Origin of the sequence: Actinomyces sp. oral taxon 169 (assembly GCF_013394715.1) — a bacterium.
In the GTDB taxonomy this organism is placed as follows: Bacteria; Actinomycetota; Actinomycetes; order Actinomycetales; family Actinomycetaceae; genus Actinomyces.
Map to the genome: position 1 here is coordinate 1,541,119 of NZ_CP058259.1, position 19,549 is coordinate 1,560,667.

Sequence of the window (19,549 nt, forward strand, 5' to 3'; positions counted from 1 at the left end):
GGGCTCAGAACTGGATGTCGTCGAGGCTGGTGGGAGTCTCGCCGCCCTCGAGAGAGACCGGAGCATCCAGCGAGATGTCGCTGAACATGTCGGCCTCTGCGGCTCGACGGGCCTCCTCGGCCTCGGCGCGGCGGGCGCGGGCCACGTCCCCGGGGATGACCTCGAGCTTGTCCTCGGCGATCTCACGCAGAGCGATGCCCAAGGACTTCTCGCCGACCTCGGAGTCGACCAGCGGGCCGAAGAACTCGAACTGGTTGTCCTCGAGCTGCTGGGTGTAGGTGTTGATCTGGCGGGCGCGCTTGGCGGCCTCCACCACGAGCCCGTACTTGGAGTCGACCTTCTCCAGAAGGTCGTCGATCGGCGGGTTGGTGATGCCCTCGGGCTGGGGAGAGGTTCCGAGCATGTGCATGCCTCCGGTTCAATCTCGATAGTTCAGAGCCACGTTATTCTAACTGCCCAATCCCATGAGTCTCTCCAGCTCTGCGGTGGCGCTCGCCACGGTGTCATTGATGACCACGTGGTCGAACTCGCCGGCCGCGTCCAGCTCGGTGCGGGCCGTGGCCAGGCGCCGCTCCTGCTCATGGGCGTCCTCAGTACCGCGTCCGACGAGCCGGCGGACGAGCTCCTCCCAGCTCGGCGGCGCGAGGAAGACGAGGCGGGCCTCAGGCATCGCCCGACGCACCTGCCGGGCACCGTCCAGGTCGATCTCCAACAGTGCGGGGCATCCGGCATCGAGCCGGTCCTGGACCGGGCCTCGGGGGGTGCCGTAGCGATACGCGCCGTGGACCAGAGCCCACTCCAGCATCTGGCCACTGGCGACGAGCGAGTCGAAGTCCTCGTCGCTGACGAAGTGGTAGTGCACGCCGTCGACCTCACCGGGACGAGGCCGACGGGTGGTGGCCGAGACCGAGACGAACAGGTCTGGATGGCGTCTGCGCAGCTCGGTGACGACAGTGCCCTTGCCCACCGCCGTGGGGCCGGCCAGAACGGTCAGGCGGGCGAGAGTGGGAACGGACGGGTGTGTGGCGGCAACGTCGGTCATGGCCACATCATGGCCTACCGGAACCCGCCGGCACGACCCAACGTCTAAGCAGCCTTCCTAGCCGAAGCGCTCCACGAGTGCCGCCCTCTGGTTCGCTCCCAGTCCGCGCACCCGCCGGGACTCGGCGATATGCACGTCAGCAAGGATGGCATCAGCTGTTGTGGTCCCCACACGTGGCAGGGAGATGAGCAGTGCTCTGACCTTCATCTTGCCCAGGACATCATCTGTCTCTGAGGCGGTGAAGAACTCGGAGAGCTTGAGATCGCCGCTCTTGAGCTCGGACTTGATACGGGCGCGATGCGATCGCGCCGCAGCCGCCTTCTCCAGTGCCTGAGCCCGTTGCTCGGGTGTCAGCGTCGGAAGCGTCATGGTGTGTCTCCTCCCGGTCGAATACCAGTGACCCGCACCACGAGCATAAGTCGGGCCAGGTGCACTCGCATTCGCAGGGGCCCATATTCCACAACTGACTTCGTGTTTCCGCACACACCCTCAATCCGAGGCGGGCTGCAGCACCTGAAGACTCACCGCAGGGCTGTTGCGGCCTCATAGGCAGATGCCGACGCGGCTTTTCGCAGTGCCTCAATGGAGGGTCCTGCTTTGAGAACTCCGCGTGAGGTGGAGGCCAGGACCTGACGGCGTGCCGGCCCGAAAACGGCCTCCAGCTCGGCCGGCCCAGCGCCTTGGGCGCCCACACCCGGCGCCAGCAACGGGCCATTGGCGCGCTGCAGGTCGATTCCCAGGTCGCTCACGGCCTCGCCGACGGTGGCGCCGATGACCAGCCCGATGCTGCCAAGCCTGCCTTCGCCACTGGCCTGGGCGTTGGAGGCGGTCACGCCCTCCACGATGCCGGCGGCCACGGCCTGGTCCCCGTTGACGGCGTGCTGGACACCGGCTCCTTCCGGATTGGAGGTCAGCGCCAGGACGAAGACGCCGCGTCCACTGGCCTCGGCGAGGTTGAGTGCAGGAGTGAGGGACCCGTAGCCCAGGTAGGGAGACACCGTGATGGAGTCGGAGGCCAGAGGAGCGTCGTCGGACAGGTAGGCCTGGGCGTAGCCGGCCATCGTGGAACCGATATCCCCGCGCTTGACGTCGAGAACGGACAGGGTGCCGAGGTCACGCAGGGCCACCAGGGTCTCCTCGAGGACCGCGATGCCGGCGCTGCCGTGACGCTCGAAGAAGGCGGACTGGGGCTTGACGGCGGCCACGTGTCCTCCAACCGCGTCGATGGTCCGCAGGGCGAAGTCCCGCAGGCCTGCGGCCGAGTCGGCCAGGCCCCAGGCCTCGAGCAGATTCGGGTGGGGGTCGATGCCGACGCACAGGGGGCCGTGGTCGTCCATGGCGTCGGCCAGGCGGGATCCGAAGGGGCGTCGACTGCCCTGGTGGGCGGCGGCGGAACTCATCTGGTCTCCTTGTCGTCAACGGGGGCCATGGGACGAGACTCGGATACCGAGCCTCGCCGGGATCGACGGGCGGCGATGTGCTCCTGGAGGCTGCGAACCTGGAAGGGACCGCGCAGCTGGGCCTCGAGGGCCTGGACCGCCGCCTGGAGCTGTTGGACGGTGGTGATGATGGGACGGTCGGCACCGGTGGTGGCCGCGCGGATGGAGTAGCCATCGGCGCGGGCACCCTGACCCTTGGGGGTGTTGACCACCATGTCGATGGCTCCGGACTCGATGAGTCCGGCGATCGTCTGCTCGCCGTGGTCGCCGACGCCCTGGCTGATCTTGCGCACCGCCAAGGCATCGATCCCGTTACGGCGCAGCACCTGTGCGGTCCCGGTCGTGGCCAGGACCGTGAAGCCGAGCTCCGCGAGCCGAGCCACCGGCAGGATGATGGCTCGCTTGTCTCGGTCGGCCACCGAGACGAACAGCGTTCCCTCTCCCGGTAGGCCACCGTAGGCACCGGCCTGGGACTTGGCGAAGGCCCGCGGGAAGTCGACGTCGTAGCCCATGACCTCACCGGTGGAACGCATCTCCGGCCCCAGGATCGTGTCGACCACGCGGCCCTCGGTGGTACGGAACCGTTTGAAGGGCAGGACCGCCTCCTTGACGGCGATCGGGTCATCGGGATCGGTGACGGCGGCGTCGGCCTTGGGGAGGTGACCGGAGCGTCTGAGCGAGGCGATCGTCTCCCCCGTCATGATGAGGGCCGCTGCCTTGGCCAGCTGCACACCGGATGCCTTCGAGACGAAGGGGACTGTGCGCGAGGCCCTGGGGTTGGCCTCGATGACGTAGAGAACGTCGGAGACCAGGGCGAACTGGATGTTGAGCAGCCCTTGCACGCCCACACCTTTGGCGATCACCTCGGTGGAGCGTCGGATGCGAGCGATCTCCGTGTCGGACAGGGTCATGGGCGGCATGACGCAGGCGGAGTCACCGGAGTGGATACCGGCCTCCTCGATATGCTCCATGACGCCGCCGAGGAACAGCTCGCTGCCGTCGTACAGGGCGTCGACATCGATCTCGATGGCGTCGTCGAGGAAACGGTCGATGAGTAGTGGCCCGGTCCCGTAGACGCCTCCGGGCTCAAGACCGGCGCGCTGGAGATAGTCGTCGAGACCCTGGGCGTCGTAGACGATCTCCATACCGCGGCCGCCGAGCACGTAGCTGGGGCGCACCAGGACCGGATAGCCAATGCCCTGGGCGACCGAGCGCGCCTGGTCGTCGCTCAGAGCGGTGCCGTGCGCCGGTGCGGGCAGGCCTGCACGCTGAAGAACAACGCCGAAGGCCTCGCGGTCCTCGGCGGCGTCGATCGCCTCGGGGCTCGTTCCCAGGATCGGCACCCCGGCCTTGGCCAGCCTGGCCGCCAAGGACAGTGGTGTCTGACCACCGAGCTGGACGATGACACCGGCTACGGGTCCGGCTGCCAGCTCGGCCTCGTAGATCTCGATGACGTCCTCGAAGGTCAGGGGCTCGAAGTAGAGCCGGTCGGAGATGTCGTAGTCGGTGGAGACGGTCTCAGGGTTGCAGTTGACCATGACGGTCTCGTAGCGATCGGACAGGGCCATCGCGGCGTGAACACAGGAGTAGTCGAACTCAATGCCCTGGCCGATCCGGTTGGGCCCCGAGCCCAGGATGATGACGGCCTCACGCTCGCGGGATGCCACCTCGGTCTCCAGGTCGTAGCTGGAGTAGAGGTAGGGGGTGCGTGAGGCGAACTCGGCGGCGCAGGTGTCAACAGTCTTGTAGACGGGCCGCAGGCCGAAGGCATGGCGGACCTCTCGCACCGTGTCCTCGCTGATGCCGCGCAGGGAGGCGACCTGGACGTCGGAGAAGCCGTGGCGCTTGGCCAGGGCCAGGACGTCCGCGGTGAGCGCGGACGCGCCCTTGACCTCCTGGGCCACCTCCTCAAGAAGCAGCATCTGGTCCAGGAACCAGGGATCGATGCGGGTGGCCTCGTGGAGCTGAGCAATCGTGGCTCCACCGCGCACGGCCTGCTGGAGATCAACCAGTCGGTGCTCGGTGGGCACGGAGATGGACTCCAGGAGCTCAGCGGTCTGCTGCTGGCTGGGCGCCGGTCCGTCCCAGTGGAAGACGGTTCCCTTCTTGTCCAGAGAGCGCAAGGCCTTCTGGAGGGCTTCCGTATAGGAGCGACCGATCGCCATGGCCTCGCCCACCGATTTCATGGTGGTGGTGAGCCGGGGGTCAGCGCCCCGGAACTTCTCGAAGGCGAAGCGCGGCACTTTGACGACCACGTAGTCCAAGGTCGGCTCGAAGGAGGCCGGGGTGGAGCCGGTGATGTCGTTGGGGATCTCGTCGAGCGTGTACCCCACGGCCAGGCGTGCGGCGATCTTGGCGATCGGGAAGCCGGTGGCCTTGGAGGCCAGGGCTGAGGACCGGGAGACACGGGGGTTCATCTCGATGACGATGATCCTGCCGGTGGCCGGGTCGACGGCGAACTGGATGTTGCAGCCGCCGGTGTCGACCCCGACCTCCCTGATGACAGCGATACCGATGTCCCGCAGTCTCTGGAGCTCGCGGTCAGTGAGGGTCAGGGCTGGGGCGACCGTGATGGAGTCGCCGGTATGCACTCCCACAGGGTCGACGTTCTCGATGGAGCACACGACCACCACGTTGTCGGCGGTGTCGCGCATGAGCTCGAGCTCGTACTCCTTCCAGCCCAGGATCGACTCCTCCAGGAGGACCTCGGTGGTGCGGGAGGCCGCCAGACCCGCCCCGGCGATGCGATGCAGGTCCGAGTCATTGAAGGCGACACCGCTGCCCAGGCCGCCCATCGTGAAGGAGGGGCGCACGACGACTGGGTATCCGCCCAGGGCATCGACCCCCGCGCGGCACTCATCCATGGTGTGGGCGATCACGCTGCGGGCGACCTCGGCGCCACAACGCTCGACGACGTCCTTGAACTCGTCACGGTCCTCCCCGGCGTTGATGGCCGCGGCGGAGGCGCCGATGAGCTCGACGTCGTACTCATCGAGCACACCGCGCTCGACCAGGCTCATGGCGGCGTTGAGGGCGGTCTGCCCGCCCAGGGTGGGCAGGAGGGCGTCGGGCCGTTCCTTGGCGATGATGGTGGTCAGCACCTCGGGGGTGATCGGCTCGATGTAGGTGGCGTCGGCGACGTCGGGGTCGGTCATGATCGTGGCCGGGTTGGAGTTGACCAGGATGACGCGGATTCCCTCAGCACGCAGGATGCGGCAGGCCTGGGTGCCGGAGTAGTCGAACTCGCAGGCCTGCCCGATGACGATGGGGCCCGATCCGATGACGAGGACGGAGCTGATATCAGGGCGAACAGGCATGTCAGTTCGTGTCCTTGCGGTCCTGGCCCCGGCGGTGCTCCCGCATGAGGCGGATGAATCGGTCGAAGAGGTGCTCGGCGTCATGGGGTCCGGCGGCGGCCTCGGGGTGGTACTGGACGGAGAAGGCCGGCAGATCCAGCGCCCGTAGCCCCTCGACCACACCGTCATTGAGTCCCAGGTGAGAGACCTCCACCCGGCCGTAGCGACCGTTGTCGAAGGGGGCGACGGAGGGCTCGTCGACAGGGGCGTCGACGGCGAAACCGTGGTTGTGCGCCGTGATCTCCACCTTGCCGGTGGCGCGGTCGACAACGGGCTGGTTGACACCGCGGTGCCCGTAGGCGAGCTTGTAGGTGCCGTAGCCCAGGGCACGTCCCAGGAGCTGATTACCCAAGCAGATGCCGAAGAAGGGGATGCGTGCGTCGAGGACGCCACGCAGGAGCTCGATCTCGGCGTCGGCCGTCCCCGGGTCTCCGGGGCCGTTGGAGAACAGGACGCCATCGGGTTTGAGGGCAAGGATCTCGGAGAGAGTCGTGGACTGGGGCAGGACGTGGACGCGTACGCCGCGCTCGGCGAACTGCCACGGGGTGCGGGACTTGATGCCCAGGTCAATGGCGACCAGCACCGCGACCGGCTCCTGTCCCTCGGCCGGTCCGGCAGGCTCGACGACGTACCCGGAGGGAGTGGTCACCTCGGCGGCCAGGGCGCGGCCGCTCATGGGCGGCTCACTGCGCACGGCCTCCAGGCAGATGTCGATGCAGGCCGGGCTGGGGCCACCAGGGTCAGTGCCTCCGGCAGGCAGGGCGTCCCCGGAGAAGATGCCGCCACGCATCGCGCCCGCCTCGCGCAGATGCCGGGTCAGGGCCCGGGTGTCGACCTCGCAGAGGCCAACGATGCCGGCGTCACGCAGATCGTGCTCCAGCTCCCGGCGGGAGCGCCAGCTGGAGGCCCGCCGAGCGGGTTCGCGTACGACGTAGCCGGCCACCCAGATACGGTCCGACTCGGCGTCCTCATCGTTGACCCCGGTGTTACCGATGTGTGGCACGGTCTGCACGACGATCTGGCGGTGGTAGGAGGGATCGGTCAGTGTCTCCTGGTACCCGGTCATACCGGTGGAGAAGACGATCTCTCCAATGGTGCGCCCTTGAGCCCCGTAACTGCGGCCCCGCAGGGCCCAGCCGTCCTCCAGTACGAGAAGGGCGGCTGGGCGGTGGCTCAGCTCAGGCATGAGCCGAGCCTGCGGGTGTCTCGACGGCAGCGCCGTTCAGCACGGTGGGACGGCCGTGGAGGAAGGTGGCCATGACCTGTCCCGGCAGCTCCATCCCCGCGTAGGGGGTGTTGGTGGAGCTGGTCCACTGGGCGGAGGCGTCGACGGTGCGGCGCACCTCGGGGTCGACGACCGTGATGTTGGCCGGGGCCCCGACCTCGAGCTCGCAGCCCTGGTCGCTCAGGCGGCCGATGCGGGCCGGGGTGGAGGACATGGTCCGGGCGATGTCGCGCCAGGTCATGCGGCCGGTGGCGACCATCGTCTCGATCAGGACACTCAGTGCGGTCTCCAGGCCAGTCATGCCGAAGGCTCCGGCCTGCCACTCGCAGTCCTTGTCCTCCACCGGGTGCGGGGCGTGGTCGGTGCCGACGACGTCGATGGTGCCATCGGCCAGGGCCTCGCGAACCGCCTCGACGTCCTCGGCCGTGCGCAGCGGGGGGTTGACCTTGTACAGCGGGGAGTAGGTGCGGGCCATCTCATCGGTCAGCAGGAGGTGGTGCGGCGTGACCTCAGCGGTGACATTGATGCCGCGGGACTTGGCCCAGCGGATGATCCCGACGCTGCCGGCGGTGGACAGGTGGCACACGTGCAGACGCGAGCCGACGTGCTCGGCCAGCAGGACATCGCGGGCGATGATCGACTCCTCGGCCACCGCCGGCCAGCCGCGCAGTCCCAGCTCGGCGGAGACGACGCCCTCGTGCATCTGGGAGCCCTCGGTGAGGCGGGGGTCCTGAGCGTGCTGAGCGATGACGCCGTCGAAGGATTTGACGTACTCCAGGGCCCGGCGCATGAGGACGGGGTCGGAGACGCACTTGCCGTCGTCGGAGAAGACCCGCACCCGGGCGGCGGAGGTCGCCATGGCGCCCATGTCGGACAGGTGCTCGCCGGCCAGTCCCGCCGAGACGGCGCCCACCGGGTGGACATCCACCCAGCCGGCCTCACGGCCCAGCCGCAGTACCTGCTCCACGACACCGGCGTTGTCCTGGACGGGCGTGGTGTTGGCCATCGCGAAGACGGCGGTGTAGCCGCCGATGGCTGCGGCGCGGGTACCGGAGTAGATGGTCTCGGCGGACTCCCCTCCGGGCTCGCGCAGGTGAGTGTGGATGTCGACGAGCCCGGGCAGAGCGATGAGCCCGTCCAGGTCATGGCGCTGGGCATCGGCCGGGGCCTTCGCCGCTGCGTCAGGGCCGATGGCGGTGGTGGTGCCATCGGTGATGAGAATGTCAGTGGGGTCCTCGCCGTAGGGGCGGACACCGGTCAGGAGGTGGGAGGTCACAGCTGGTTCCCTTCGTCAGCGAGGAGGAGGTAGAGGGCGGCCATACGGACGGAGACTCCGTTGCCGACCTGCTCGATGATGCGCGAGCGGGGGTCGTCGGCGGCCTCGGCGGTGATCTCAAGGCCGCGGTTCATGGGGCCGGGGTGCATGACGATCGCGTGCTCCGGCATGGCCCGGCGACGGGCGGAGGTGAGGCCGTAGACGCTGGAGTACTCGGCAGGGCTCGGGAAGAAGCCCCCTCCTGCGGCACTCATGCGCTCGCGCTGGATGCGCAGCATCATGACGGCATCGGGCTGAATCTCCTCGATCGCCTCATCGAGGTTGTAGGAGACCTCGCAGGGCCAGTCGTCCATACCGACGGGCAGCAGTGTGGGAGGGGCGACGAGCGTGACCTTCGCGCCGAGAGCCGTCATGAGGTCCACGTTGGAACGGGCCACCCGGGAGTGCAGGACGTCTCCGACGATGATGAGGCGGGCACCCTCCAGGTCCCGCCCCTGCGGGGCGGGACTGCCGTCCGCTGTCGCGGGTGCACCGGGGACGTACCAGCGTCGCAGCGTCATGGCGTCCAGAAGGGCCTGGGTGGGGTGCTGGTGGGTGCCGTCACCTGCGTTGAGGACCGGCACATTGATCCAGCCGGCGTGGGCCAGCAGGTGCGCTGCACCGCAGGCGGAGTGGCGCACGACGACGGCGTCCGCCCCCATGGCCATGATCGTCTGGGCGGTGTCCTTGAGGGACTCGCCCTTGGACACTGAGGAGCCCTTGGCCGAGAAGTTGATGACGTCGGCGCTCAGGCGCTTGGCGGCGGCCTCGAAGGAGAGCCTGGTGCGGGTGGAGTCCTCGAAGAAGAGGTTCACCACGGTCTTGCCTCGCAGCGTCGGGAGCTTCTTGACTGCGTGACGCTGGGTGGCGGCCATCGCCTCGGCGGTGTCCAGGACCATGACCGCTTCGTCGTGGGTCAGGTCCTTGGCGGAGAGCAGGTGCTTCATCGGGTGGCCTCCTGGTTGCTGCGCTCACTCGAACGCTCAGTGGGGACGTCTGCGGGGACGATGGTGACGGCGTCGGTGGAGGCGCCGAGCTCGGTCAGTGACACCACGACCTTCTCGGTGCGGGAGGTCGGCAGGTTCTTACCCACATAGTCGGCTCGGATGGGCAGCTCCCGGTGTCCGCGGTCCACGAGCGCGGCCAGCTGCACGGCCCGGGGGCGGCCGACGGCGCCCAGGGCGTCGAGCGCGGCCCGGATAGTGCGCCCGGAGTACAGGACGTCGTCGACGAGGATGACGACCTTGCCGTCAATGCCGCCCTGGGGGATCTCCGTGGGACGGGGAACGCGGATGGGGTGGCGTCCCAGGTCATCGCGGTACATGGTGATGTCCAGGGTGCCGACCGGGACCTTGGCGGCGGCCGGTGCCTGCTCGGCCTGCTCGGACCACTGAGTCCCTTCTCCCGCGGCGACAGCGAGCGCCTCGACGAGTCTGTGCGCGAGTGGTGCTCCCCCACTGGGGATCCCGAGGACGACGATGTCCTGCGTCCCGTGGTTGCGCTCCAGGATCTCGTGCGCGATACGGAACAGGGAGCGGGCTATATCGGGAGGTCCGAGGATCTCCTTGCCCTGGATCGGTGCGCCAGAGGCGCCTGACAAACTTTCGGCCATTTCAGGCCTCCTTCCCCGCCTCTCAGGACGGACTTAAAGGATGTTGGTCGCCATCGAGTGTACGTCACCTCCGGCGGGATGTGCTCGTCCACACAGCACGACCTTCGGAGACGAAGGTCACGCCAACGGCTGCGGAACGGCTCAGCGTCTGACGACGGTCGCAACAGGACGTGTTTCGCACCTACAAAATGTCCGTAACAATGTTTAGTCTTAGCCCCATGCTCAGGCGTCATCAGACGCTGACTGCGAGATCGTCACAACATGTCGAGTGCTTGAGAAGTGAGTGCCGGATCCATCTGAGCCCGATTGACAGCTGAACGATGTCGCAGAGCAGGCACGGTCCGGTGTTGCTGCTGTATTAGCAACTTCTTCTCAAGCAAGGAACGCCCTCATGACACTCCCTTCTCGACGTTCGATCATCACCGGCCTCAGCGCCGGGGCAGGACTGGCTGCCGCCGGTCTCGTCTCCCCCTCGCAGGCAGCGGCGGCGGAGTCCTCCTACGACTTCGGCAGCGTCATCTTCAATGAGCAGTTCTCTGACGGATCGGACTTCTCCCCGTCACGGTGGCGGGACAACCGCTCGGAGCCCGAGTCCTGCACCAGCTACGACTGGGGGGTGTTCACCCATGACACCCACAGCGTCAGCAACGGTGTCGGGCACGTCCTGTGGCGCAAGCGCGCCACCCCCCTCAAGGGCTTCCAGAACCGCTTCGACAAGGAGCCGACCCTCCGCCACGTCGACCAGGCATTTGTCACCACGCAGGGACTGTTCTCCTTCGTCTACGGCTCCTTGGAGACCAGGGCACGTTTCCCCCAGTCGGCTGAGGGACTCTTCGCCGGTATCTGGTTGCGGGCGGACGACGATAACAACGGGGGCGAGATCGATGTCGTGGAGACCTACGGCGGCGGCAGCGCCACCGGCATCGCCGAGTCGACTGTGCACTACGGCCAGGCGGGAGGCAAAGGAAGCAACCTGGGGGTCTCACCGCGGCCCGATCTCACACAGTGGCACACCTACGGGATGGAGAAGACCCCCGAGAGCATTCTCTTCCTCTTCGACGGTCAGCCCTACCACGAGGTCTTGCGTTCAGCATCGCAGAAGGAGTTCGATGCCTGCTTCGGTCACAACGCTGCCTACCACGTCTGCCTGACCACGCACAGTGGAAGCATCCACCGGGGACGGCTCAAGCACGAGGGCTTCACACAGGCCCAGGTGGATATTGACTACATCGTGGTACGGGCGATGGATGAGTAGCTTGTGCGGCGCCCGTTGTTCTCATCGGCGCTGGGTAGAGATCATGCTGGCTGCTTTCCCGGGGCCTGAGACGTTCTGACTACTGGGTCCAGTGCTTTGCTCATGCGGAGCAGAACGATGAAGCCCACTGAGATCAGAACCTCCACCAGGTCGCAGGCGACAAGCAGAGATGTGAGAACGGACTCGGACGAGCCCTCCGAGAACCAAGCAACATAAATGGTGAGGGTGGGAAGTCCAGCCACAATACTCGCCACCAGCAGCATCAACGTTGGGCTCTTGGCCTCGCCCCATCCGTCGGGCTGGACCTGAGGTGTCCGGGAGTTCGCCCGAATACAGGCGATAAGACCGAGGATGAACGTCACGATCCACCCGAGGCCAACGACAATCGGGGCCGCAATCATCATGAGAAGCGCAAGGAGCGCGAGCCCCAGGTACTCTTCCCCCCGCAGGTTGACAGTGAGGAGTTCGTAGGTGGTGACAATGATCTGGATCATCATGGTGATGAGCCCGATGATGCTGCCGGTGACTGAGACCTTGCGGGTCGCGGAGCGCTTGCGCTGAACCTCCATCAAGACCGGGTCGATCGAGCCGAAGCCAGCAGTAGGCATCTGCCCCACCGAAGGGTTGTAGCGGCCGTAAGGAACAGGCGCGGGGGCGTTCCGCACGTAGCCAGCGTCCACGATACGGGGGTCGCGGTTGGGATTCTGGGGAGGTAGGTGACTCATGGGGGTACTCCGGCATCGGCAAGGGGGATGGCCGCAGCCTAGGTCAACCGCGTCGGACGGGTGCAGCTCAGAGCAAAGGGAGCCCGCCCCATGCCATGAGCCTCGACGCTGTCTGTCCCAACACCCAGCATCCTGCACTGATCGGCGTCGACAAGCATCTTGATGGCACGTTGGTGCCCGACTTCGCATCGCTGCTGCGAACAGATCATGCGGGCTGCTTTCCCGGGGCCTGAGATGCTCTGACCGCCGGGTCCAGCGCCTTGCTCATACGGAGCAGAAACACGAACCCTACGACGATCAGGACCTGAGTCAGGCCGCAGAACATGAGTAATGGCTCCAGGAAGCCATCGATGAAATCTTCGGTGTAGTCACGTGAGAGCGCCTCGTACAGGAACACGTACATGATGAGGGTGGGTAGTCCCGTCACGATGCTGGTGACCAGCAGCGCCAGCGTTGGCGTCTTAGCCTGGATCCATCCGTCCGGCTGAACCTGAGGCATGCGGGAACGGGCCTGAATGCAGGCGACAAGAGCCAGGATGAAGGTGATGACCCATCCAAGGCCAACGGCCATCGGAGCAAGGACCACGATGAGAAGGGACATGAACAGCAAGAACTCGCCCTGCTGCCCCGCGTACCCGACGCCGAGGAACATAGTGACGATGATGGCCATCTGGATCATCATGGTGATGAGCCCGATGATGCCGCTGGTGAGCGAGACCTTGCGGGTCGCGGAACGCTTGCGCTCGCACATGAGGACCGGGTCGTTCCAGGTGAATCCAAGAACCGGGTTCAGTCCCATCGGAGGGTAGGGACCGTGAGGAACAGGCGTGAGTCCGTTCCATGGATAACCTCCGGGAGCTGCTGGAGACGGCGGGAGGCCTCCGAAGGGATAAGGCCCGGCGGGGTAGGGCATTCCCGATCCCGCCCAGGGGTAGTCGGCCACGTGGGGGCCGGACAGTACTGCTACAGGGTTGTCGACGCCGCTTACCCCTTCCTGCGGTGCGCCGATGCCCTTGATATAGGGGTAGTCGTTGGGATCCGGGGGAGGTAGCTGACTCACGGAGTACTCCAGCATCGGCAGAGGGGGGGTGCCCCTATGTGGTGTGTCAAGCGGCGGCGGGTAGTTTCGTGGCTGGTTGTGGGTCGTAGAGGGCTCCATCTCGGATCATGGCGTGCAGGGTCAGGATGCGGCGGTGGGCCAGGGCGAGGACGGCCTGGTTATGGCGTTTGCCTTGGTCTCGTTTGCGCTGGTAGTAGGCCCGGGAGACGGGGTCGGAGCGCAGGGAGGCGAAGGCGGACAGGAACATGGCGCGCTTGAGCCTCTTGTTGCCGCCGTGGGAGACGTGCTCGCCACGGATCGATGAGCCGGAGCGGCGTGTGACGGGAGCGAGCCCGGCGTAGGAGGCCAGCTGGGCGCCGGTGTCGAAGGTCTTGCCCAGGGTCTCGGCCAGGAAGACGGCGGCGGTCCTGACCCCGATCCCGGGCATGGAGATCAGGACCTCATAAAGAGGGTGGGCCTCCACTAGGGCCTCGACCTGGGCGGCGACATCGGCCCGCTGAGCGTGCAGGGAGATGAGCTGCCTGGCCAGGTGAGGAAGCACCACTGCGGCGGCGTCGGTGCCGGCGACCACCACGCTCTGGTGCTCCAAGGCCGAGACGATCTGGCCGGCCCAGGTGGCGTGCCGCCTGCACCCGTGCTTCTTGAGCCTGGCGTCGATCCTTGCCTTGCCCGCTCGCTTCAGGTCGGCTGGGGTGGGCCAGGCGGCGATGACCTCCAGGACGGCGTCGTGCTCCAGCCAGGGCCCCAGCACCTGCTCGAGGGTGGGGTGGATCTGGGTGTACAGGCCCCGGATCCGGTTAGCGCTCTGGTTGACCTGGCGGGCCAGGTCCAGGTCGAATCCCGTGAGCATCGACAAGGCGGCCGCGTCCTCGTCCGAGGCGTTGATGGCTCTCAGGGTGTGGGGCATGCTCCTGGCCGCGCCGGCGATGACGGCCGCGTCCTTGGCGTCGGTCTTGGCGCTGCCCGGTGTCAGGTCGGCGATGCGCCGCATCGACAGTCCGGGCAGATAGCCCACGGTGATGCCCATGTCCTGAGCCACTGCCACGGCCAGGGCCCCGATGGTGGCGGGCTGGTCTACTACCACCAGCAGGTGTCCGTGATCGGCCAGCTTCTTGTAGAGAGCACGCAGGCGCTCCTCGTCGTTGGGCAGGGCCTTGTCGAAGACCTTCCGCCCTTCCCGGCTCAGGGCCGTAGCCCAGTGCTCGCTCTTACCGACGTCGATGCCGATGAAGACCTCGATGTCCTCGGTATTCATCTTCGTGCCGCCTCTCGCTGCATGGGTGTGGGGCCAGCCGGTGGACGACCGGTTCCGCACCCACGTTACGAAAGACCTCACACTCGATGGGTCGTTCCCCTTATCAGCGGTCACCAGTGCCCGGCTGCTGCGGGTGACAACACCCCCCGGATCATCTAAGGACAGGGGCAAGACATCATGCCCACAGCAGCTGGCCCAGCCCCGGACGACCCGGGACCACCAACAAGGTAACGGGCGGCCTCAGCCTAGGCCGCCGGTGCCGGACGGACGCAACTCACGGCATAGGGAGTCATCCCCATGCCGTGAGTCCCTGCGCTCCGTGACTCAGCGCAACGTGTCCGCGAGGTCTCCGATACGCCCCAGAAGTCCACCGAGGTACCTGGGTGACTCGTCGGTGGAGAGCATCCGGCTCAGCGTCATGGCCTCATCCACGGCGACGGGCGCATCCACCTCGTCGTTGTAGACAATCTCCCAGGTGGCGACTCGAGCAATGGCGCGGTCGACGGCCGGCATGCGTCCCAGGGTCCACCCCTGGGCGTAGGTCTGGATCGTCTCGTCGACGTCGCCCAGATGGTCGCACAGCCCGTCGAGGATCTCCCGCGTGTAGGCAGGAGCCTCGGTGTGGTTGGCCGAGCTGACGGCGCGCAACTGCGCGAAGGAGCGCAGCTCCTCGGAGCCTTCGGAGCTCAGCATCCCGCGCTGGTCGGCTTCGAAGAGGATCTCGATGGCACGCCGGCGCGCCTTGGTGCGGGCGGTGACCGGGTGGCGCGATGCGGGGCTCGAGTGGCTCGAGACCTCCTCGGGATGCTCGGTCATCAGTCGTTGACGCGGGAGATGTAGGAGCCGGAGCGGGTGTCCACCTTGACCTTGTCACCGGTGTTGAGGAACAGCGGGACCTGGATCTCAGCACCGGTCTCGACCGTGGCGGGCTTGGTACCGGCGCTGGAACGGTCGCCCTGCAGGCCCGGCTCGGTGTGGGAGATCGTCAGGACCACGGAGGCCGGCAGCTCGACAAACAGCACCGAGTCCTCGTGGAAGGCCACGATGACCTCCTGGTTCTCCAGCATGAAGGTGGCGGCCTCACCGACGGTGGCTGAGGGGACGTAGGTCTGCTCGTAGGACTTGACGTCCATGAAGACGTAGTCGTCGCCGTCCTTGTAGAGGTACTGCATGTCGCGCCGGTCGACAGTGGCGGTCTCGACCTTGAGGCCGGCGTTGAAGGTCTTGTCAACGGTCTTGCCGGACAGGACGTTCTTGATCTTGGTACGCACGAAGGCGGGGCCCTTGCCGGGCTTGACGTGCTGGAACTCCACTACCTGCCACAGCTGGCCCTCGAGGTTGAGCACCATGCCGTTCTTCAGGTCGTTCGTCGTGGCCACGAGGGTTTCCTCACTGTTGCATTGCATCTGGGACGCGCTGATCCTACCGCGAGGCACTGCCCTCCCCCGGCGACAAGCGTGTCGCACCGATCACGAGCGGCGGGACAAATTGGCTCCGACAGCACTCATGACCTTCTCACCGGCCTCATCTGGGGTCGTTGAGGTGGTATCGACGACGACGTCGGCCAGGTCCTGGCACCGGGCCTGACGCTCGTGGAGCATCTGGACGAACTGGTGGTGGATGGTTCCCAGGGCCACGGACCGCGGTGCGTCGAGACCGTTACGGGTGGCCAGGACCCGGGTGGCGCACGTCAGGGACACGACACGGTGAGTTCCGCGACTGGCGAGCCTGAGGCGCTCAAGGCCCTGACGCACTCCGGTGGCCTCGAGGCAGCCCGATCCCAGGGCGACGACGAGGCCCCCGGTCTCGGCGCGTTCCAGGAGCCGTTCAGCGGTTAAGGCCTCGATGCGGCGGTAGTCGTTCTCCGACACCGCGACGAGTGCCAGGTCGGGGCGGGTGCCCAGCTCGTCGGCGACGAGCTGTCCCAGATCGAGCACGGTCAGTCCCTGGGCACTCCCAATGGCACGGGCCACGCTGGAGCAGCCGGCACCCGGCGGGCCGATGAGGATGAGGGAGCCCGGTGCCGTGGCGCTCAACCGCGGTTCCCTTCTGCCCGCTCGGCCCCACCGGTGACGGCCTCATGAGCTGACAGGAGAACACTCTCCGCCGGCGCCTGAGCCCGCACGGGCCTGGCAATGTCATCGAGCAGGACGAGGCGCAGCCGGCCGCCGCGCACCTTCTTGTCGCTCATCATGGCCTCTTTGAGCTCCTCCCAGCGCCCCTCCCCCTCGGGGAAGCGGGTCGGCAGACCGACCGCTTCCAGGCTCTGGCGGTGCAGGGCGAGTGCGTCACTGCTCAGACTGCCGTTGCGGTGGGCGATCTCAGCGGCGAAGACGCAGCCGACGGCGACCGCCTCCCCGTGACGCCAGGAGTAGTCGGTGACCTTTTCGATCGCGTGGGCGTAGGTGTGCCCGTAGTTGAGAACCTCCCGCAGGCCGGCTTCCGTGAGATCCTCCCCCACGACGGCGGCCTTGACCGCGATGGATCGGGTGACCAGGTCAGCCAGCACTGGCGAGTCCCAGGTCAGGCAGTCGGCGGGATCGGCCAGGACCCGGTCGAGAATGACCGAATCGGCGATCAGGCCGCATTTGATGACCTCTCCGAGTCCGGCCCGCAGCTCCGCGGCCGGCAGAGTGGAGAGCATCTCCAGGTCGGCGATGACGGCGGCCGGCGGGTGGAAGGCACCCACCAGGTTCTTGCCCGCCGGAGTGTCGATTCCCGTCTTGCCGCCCACGGCGGCGTCCACCATGGCCAGAAGCGTGGTGGGCACCTGAACCACGGGAACACCTCGCAGCCAGGTCGCGGCCGCGAAACCGGCCAGGTCCGTCGTCGCTCCGCCACCCAGTCCGACGACGAGTCCGTCACGGCCCAGGCGGAAGGAACCGAGCCGTTCCCACAGGTACTCCGCGACGCGCGCCTTCTTGGCCGCTTCCCCGTCGGGGACCTCGAGGCGCAGGACGCGCAGCCCCTCGGCGGTCAGTGCCGCCTCGGCGGCGCGGGCACGGTCGGACAGCGCCTTGGCGTGGATAACGGCGATGCCTCCGGCACCCGCACCGGGGGCGCCCTGCACGATGCGGGGCAGCTCGGCCAGAATCCCGTGGCCGATGAGGACGTCGTAGGGGCTCTGGCCGCCGACGGTGACTCTCCGTGCGCCGCTGCTGCCCTCGGTGGTTGCCGCGGGCCGAACGCGGACGCGCCGAGGCGAGGCCTCGGCCCCGTCCGGGGAAGCGGGCGAGTCCGTCTGCGCCTCGGCCATGGGGGCCAGGACACCGACTGCCTGAGAGGTCTGGACCCCCAGGGCCACCAGGATGAGAGCGGCGACCTGCTGAGGACTGAGCCCGTCAGTGGGCACGGTCAGCGTGGCGACCTCGGAGTACAGCGGCGAGCGCTGAGCATGGAGGGCCTCCATCCGTGCCAGGACGCCCGCGTACTCGCCCTGCTCCTCACAGCGCTGCTGAGCGGCACGGGCCTGGTCCGAGTCCGCATCCGGGGCCATGACCGGGCGCCCGGCCCCGTCCCCCACGTGCTTGGCCGCAGTGCTCGGAGAGGCGGACAGGTAAATGACTGTGTGACCGCGCAGCAGGTCTCGGTTCTCAGGGCGCAGCACCGCTCCCCCGCCCAGGGCGATGACACCCTGAGCCGCAGCCGGGGAGTCCAGGACTGCCCGCATGGCCCGGTGCTCGCGGTCGCGGAAGCTCTCCTCCCCCTCGGCGGCGAAGATCTCTGGGATCGTCATGCGGGCGCGCCGGCGGATCTCAGCGTCGGTGTCAGTGACCTGGACGCCCAGGGCCTGGGCCAGGAGCCTGGCCTGAGTGGTCTTGCCCGCGCCGGGCAGCCCCACCAGAACCAGGGGCAGCTGGTCGTCGCGCAGAGCGATGGTCGGAACACGCTTCCAGGTCATGATCGTGACTCCCTCTCCGTCGAGATCGCTGTGGGTCGTATCAGTATCGCCCGAGCAGAGCGACTTGCCACAAGATTCACCGCTCGGTTCGCCACTGCGTCCGTTCAGCGATGCGGTCCAGGTAGGAACGCAGGTTGCGTCGGGCCTCGTCAACTGAGTCTCCCCCGGTCTTGTCCAGTAGAAGATCGGCCAGGACCAGGGCGGTCATGGCCTGTGCAATGACCGCTCCGGGGACGACCGCGCACACGTCGGAGCGCTGGTGGAGCCCGGCGGCGGGCTCGCCCGTGGCCAGGTCGACGGTGCGCAGTGCCCTGGGCACCGTGGAGATCGGCTTGAAAGCGGCACGTACCCTCACATCGGAGCCGTTGGAGATACCGCCCTCAATGCCGCCGGCGCGGTTGGTGGACCGGGTGAGCCTTCCACAGTCCACTGAGACGATCTCATCGTGAGCTGCCGAGCCCCGCCGAGCCGCCTCGGCGAAGCCGTCACCGATCTCCACGCCTTTGACGGCCTGGATCCCCATGAGCGCGGCCGCCAGTCGCGCGTCGAGGCGGCGGTCGGCGCTGACGTGGGTGCCCAGCCCCACCGGGACACCGGTGGCGATGACCTCGACGACGCCCCCGAGCGTGTCACCGTCCTTCCTGGTGGCATCGATCTCGGCGACCATGGCGGCACTGGTGGCGGAATCCGTGCAGCGCACGGGATCGGCGTTCAGGCGCTCGGTGTCCTCAGCTCTCGGCGGGGGTACGTCGTCGGGCAGGGCGACCGATCCGATCCGCACGACGTGGCTGACCAGCCTGATACCGGCGACCTGCTCCAGAAGGGCCTCGGCCACCGCCCCCAGCGCGACGCGGGCGGCGGTCTCGCGGGCTGAGGCCCGTTCCAGGACCGGACGGGCCTCGGGCAGGTCGTACTTGAGCATCCCCGGCAGGTCCGCGTGCCCGGGCCTGGGGCGGGTCAGCGGGCGGTTGCGGGCGATCTCGCGCTCGTCACCGGTGCCGGCGTCGATGAGCAGGTCGTGGGGGGCCACGGGGTCGGCGCTCATGACCGTGGACCACTTGGGCCACTCGGAGTTGGCGATCTGCAGGGCGACGGGGCTGCCGATGGTGCTCCCGTGGCGGATGCCTCCCAGAACCCGCAGCTCGTCGCACTCGAAAGCTTGGCGGGCACCGCGCCCATGCCCCAGGCGACGCCGGGCAAGTGCTGCCCGGATGTCCTCACTGGTGATCCGCACACCCGCGGGCACGCCTTCCAGCACCGCGGTCAGAGCCTCGCCGTGGGACTCCCCGGCCGTCATCCATCGAAGCATGGGGTAGATACTCTCACACGCCGATGCCGCCGCTGGCGTCGCCCGACCTGGAGCG

General features: G+C 67.5%; 18 protein-coding genes. 1 reads left to right on the top strand and 17 read right to left on the bottom strand.

The window, feature by feature from the left end; translation table 11 throughout:
* Nucleotides 1-4: 4 nt before the first annotated feature.
* The 9 genes from rpoZ to pyrR form a co-directional block, all read right to left on the bottom strand.
* Complete coding sequence (rpoZ, locus tag HW274_RS06610; protein ID WP_009405492.1) at nucleotides 5-403, bottom strand: DNA-directed RNA polymerase subunit omega; 399 nt, start codon at nucleotides 401-403, stop codon at nucleotides 5-7.
* A gap of 45 nt (nucleotides 404-448) precedes the next feature.
* Entirely contained in the window at nucleotides 449-1,042 is a 594-nt protein-coding gene (gene gmk, locus HW274_RS06615; protein ID WP_075253877.1) for a guanylate kinase, read from the bottom strand.
* A gap of 57 nt (nucleotides 1,043-1,099) precedes the next feature.
* Nucleotides 1,100-1,411, bottom strand: a complete 312-nt coding sequence (gene mihF / locus HW274_RS06620) for an integration host factor, actinobacterial type (protein ID WP_185988426.1) — start codon at nucleotides 1,409-1,411, stop codon at nucleotides 1,100-1,102.
* Nucleotides 1,412-1,563: 152 nt separating this feature from the next.
* Entirely contained in the window at nucleotides 1,564-2,442 is an 879-nt protein-coding gene (gene pyrF / locus HW274_RS06625) for an orotidine-5'-phosphate decarboxylase (protein ID WP_185988427.1), read from the bottom strand.
* Nucleotides 2,439-5,798 carry a carbamoyl-phosphate synthase large subunit gene (gene carB, locus HW274_RS06630; RefSeq protein WP_185988428.1) on the bottom strand — a complete coding sequence of 1,120 codons (3,360 nt, stop codon included), beginning with the start codon at nucleotides 5,796-5,798 and terminating at the stop codon, nucleotides 2,439-2,441. Before carB ends, pyrF begins: the two co-directional genes overlap by 4 nt.
* Nucleotide 5,799: 1 nt before the next feature.
* Nucleotides 5,800-7,023, bottom strand: a complete 1,224-nt coding sequence (carA, locus tag HW274_RS06635; RefSeq protein WP_185988429.1) for a glutamine-hydrolyzing carbamoyl-phosphate synthase small subunit — start codon at nucleotides 7,021-7,023, stop codon at nucleotides 5,800-5,802.
* Nucleotides 7,016-8,338 (bottom strand): dihydroorotase, encoded by a 1,323-nt coding sequence (locus HW274_RS06640; protein ID WP_185988430.1) that lies wholly within the window; start codon nucleotides 8,336-8,338, stop codon nucleotides 7,016-7,018. Before HW274_RS06640 ends, carA begins: the two co-directional genes overlap by 8 nt.
* Nucleotides 8,335-9,324 carry an aspartate carbamoyltransferase catalytic subunit gene (locus HW274_RS06645; protein WP_075253882.1) on the bottom strand — a complete coding sequence of 330 codons (990 nt, stop codon included), beginning with the start codon at nucleotides 9,322-9,324 and terminating at the stop codon, nucleotides 8,335-8,337. The genes HW274_RS06640 and HW274_RS06645 overlap by 4 nt, the downstream gene beginning before the upstream one ends.
* A complete protein-coding gene (pyrR, locus tag HW274_RS06650) occupies nucleotides 9,321-9,989 on the bottom strand; it encodes a bifunctional pyr operon transcriptional regulator/uracil phosphoribosyltransferase PyrR (RefSeq protein ID WP_075253883.1) in 669 nt (222 codons plus the stop codon). The genes HW274_RS06645 and pyrR overlap by 4 nt, the downstream gene beginning before the upstream one ends.
* A gap of 391 nt (nucleotides 9,990-10,380) precedes the next feature.
* Here pyrR and HW274_RS06655 point away from each other — a divergent pair, with 391 nt between their 5' ends.
* A complete protein-coding gene (locus HW274_RS06655) occupies nucleotides 10,381-11,244 on the top strand; it encodes a family 16 glycosylhydrolase (protein WP_075253884.1) in 864 nt (287 codons plus the stop codon).
* A 41-nt stretch (nucleotides 11,245-11,285) separates the two neighbouring features.
* On the opposite strand, the gene HW274_RS06660 is transcribed toward HW274_RS06655, so the two are convergent.
* The 8 genes from HW274_RS06660 to aroC all read right to left on the bottom strand — a co-directional run bounded on the left by HW274_RS06660 (nucleotide 11,286) and on the right by aroC (nucleotide 19,494).
* Nucleotides 11,286-11,909: a hypothetical protein gene (locus tag HW274_RS06660; protein ID WP_260679004.1), complete on the bottom strand. Its 624-nt coding sequence runs from the start codon at nucleotides 11,907-11,909 to the stop codon at nucleotides 11,286-11,288.
* A gap of 265 nt (nucleotides 11,910-12,174) precedes the next feature.
* The gene (locus tag HW274_RS06665; protein WP_260679005.1) at nucleotides 12,175-13,029 is read right to left on the bottom strand and encodes a hypothetical protein; all 855 of its coding nucleotides are present in this window, start codon (nucleotides 13,027-13,029) and stop codon (nucleotides 12,175-12,177) included.
* A gap of 46 nt (nucleotides 13,030-13,075) precedes the next feature.
* On the bottom strand, nucleotides 13,076-14,284 hold the full coding sequence (locus HW274_RS06670; RefSeq protein WP_185988432.1) for an IS110 family transposase: 1,209 nt from the start codon (nucleotides 14,282-14,284) through the stop codon (nucleotides 13,076-13,078).
* A 324-nt stretch (nucleotides 14,285-14,608) separates the two neighbouring features.
* The gene (gene nusB, locus HW274_RS06675; protein WP_070510749.1) at nucleotides 14,609-15,100 is read right to left on the bottom strand and encodes a transcription antitermination factor NusB; all 492 of its coding nucleotides are present in this window, start codon (nucleotides 15,098-15,100) and stop codon (nucleotides 14,609-14,611) included.
* Complete coding sequence (efp, locus tag HW274_RS06680; RefSeq protein WP_009405746.1) at nucleotides 15,100-15,663, bottom strand: elongation factor P; 564 nt, start codon at nucleotides 15,661-15,663, stop codon at nucleotides 15,100-15,102. The genes nusB and efp overlap by 1 nt, the downstream gene beginning before the upstream one ends.
* Before the next feature lie 90 nt (nucleotides 15,664-15,753).
* Nucleotides 15,754-16,320 carry a shikimate kinase gene (locus tag HW274_RS06685; protein WP_075253888.1) on the bottom strand — a complete coding sequence of 189 codons (567 nt, stop codon included), beginning with the start codon at nucleotides 16,318-16,320 and terminating at the stop codon, nucleotides 15,754-15,756.
* On the bottom strand, nucleotides 16,317-18,185 hold the full coding sequence (aroB, locus tag HW274_RS06690; RefSeq protein ID WP_185988433.1) for a 3-dehydroquinate synthase: 1,869 nt from the start codon (nucleotides 18,183-18,185) through the stop codon (nucleotides 16,317-16,319). Before aroB ends, HW274_RS06685 begins: the two co-directional genes overlap by 4 nt.
* A gap of 76 nt (nucleotides 18,186-18,261) precedes the next feature.
* Nucleotides 18,262-19,494, bottom strand: coding sequence for a chorismate synthase (aroC, locus tag HW274_RS06695; protein ID WP_185988434.1), 1,233 nt, complete (start codon nucleotides 19,492-19,494; stop codon nucleotides 18,262-18,264).
* Nucleotides 19,495-19,549: the final 55 nt, after the last annotated feature.

Bases quoted from the DNA above. Each gene is read 5' to 3' on its own strand.
- rpoZ (WP_009405492.1), bottom strand. From the start codon at position 403: ATGCTCGGAACCTCTCCCCAGCCCGAGGGCATCACCAACCCGCCGATC.
- gmk (WP_075253877.1), bottom strand. From the start codon at position 1,042: ATGACCGACGTTGCCGCCACACACCCGTCCGTTCCCACTCTCGCCCGC.
- mihF (WP_185988426.1), bottom strand. From the start codon at position 1,411: ATGACGCTTCCGACGCTGACACCCGAGCAACGGGCTCAGGCACTGGAG.
- pyrF (WP_185988427.1), bottom strand. From the start codon at position 2,442: ATGAGTTCCGCCGCCGCCCACCAGGGCAGTCGACGCCCCTTCGGATCC.
- carB (WP_185988428.1), bottom strand. From the start codon at position 5,798: ATGCCTGTTCGCCCTGATATCAGCTCCGTCCTCGTCATCGGATCGGGC.
- carA (WP_185988429.1), bottom strand. From the start codon at position 7,023: ATGCCTGAGCTGAGCCACCGCCCAGCCGCCCTTCTCGTACTGGAGGAC.
- HW274_RS06645 (WP_075253882.1), bottom strand. From the start codon at position 9,324: ATGAAGCACCTGCTCTCCGCCAAGGACCTGACCCACGACGAAGCGGTC.
- pyrR (WP_075253883.1), bottom strand. From the start codon at position 9,989: ATGGCCGAAAGTTTGTCAGGCGCCTCTGGCGCACCGATCCAGGGCAAG.
- HW274_RS06655 (WP_075253884.1), top strand. From the start codon at position 10,381: ATGACACTCCCTTCTCGACGTTCGATCATCACCGGCCTCAGCGCCGGG.
- HW274_RS06670 (WP_185988432.1), bottom strand. From the start codon at position 14,284: ATGAATACCGAGGACATCGAGGTCTTCATCGGCATCGACGTCGGTAAG.
- nusB (WP_070510749.1), bottom strand. From the start codon at position 15,100: ATGACCGAGCATCCCGAGGAGGTCTCGAGCCACTCGAGCCCCGCATCG.
- aroB (WP_185988433.1), bottom strand. From the start codon at position 18,185: ATGACCTGGAAGCGTGTTCCGACCATCGCTCTGCGCGACGACCAGCTG.
- aroC (WP_185988434.1), bottom strand. From the start codon at position 19,494: ATGCTTCGATGGATGACGGCCGGGGAGTCCCACGGCGAGGCTCTGACC.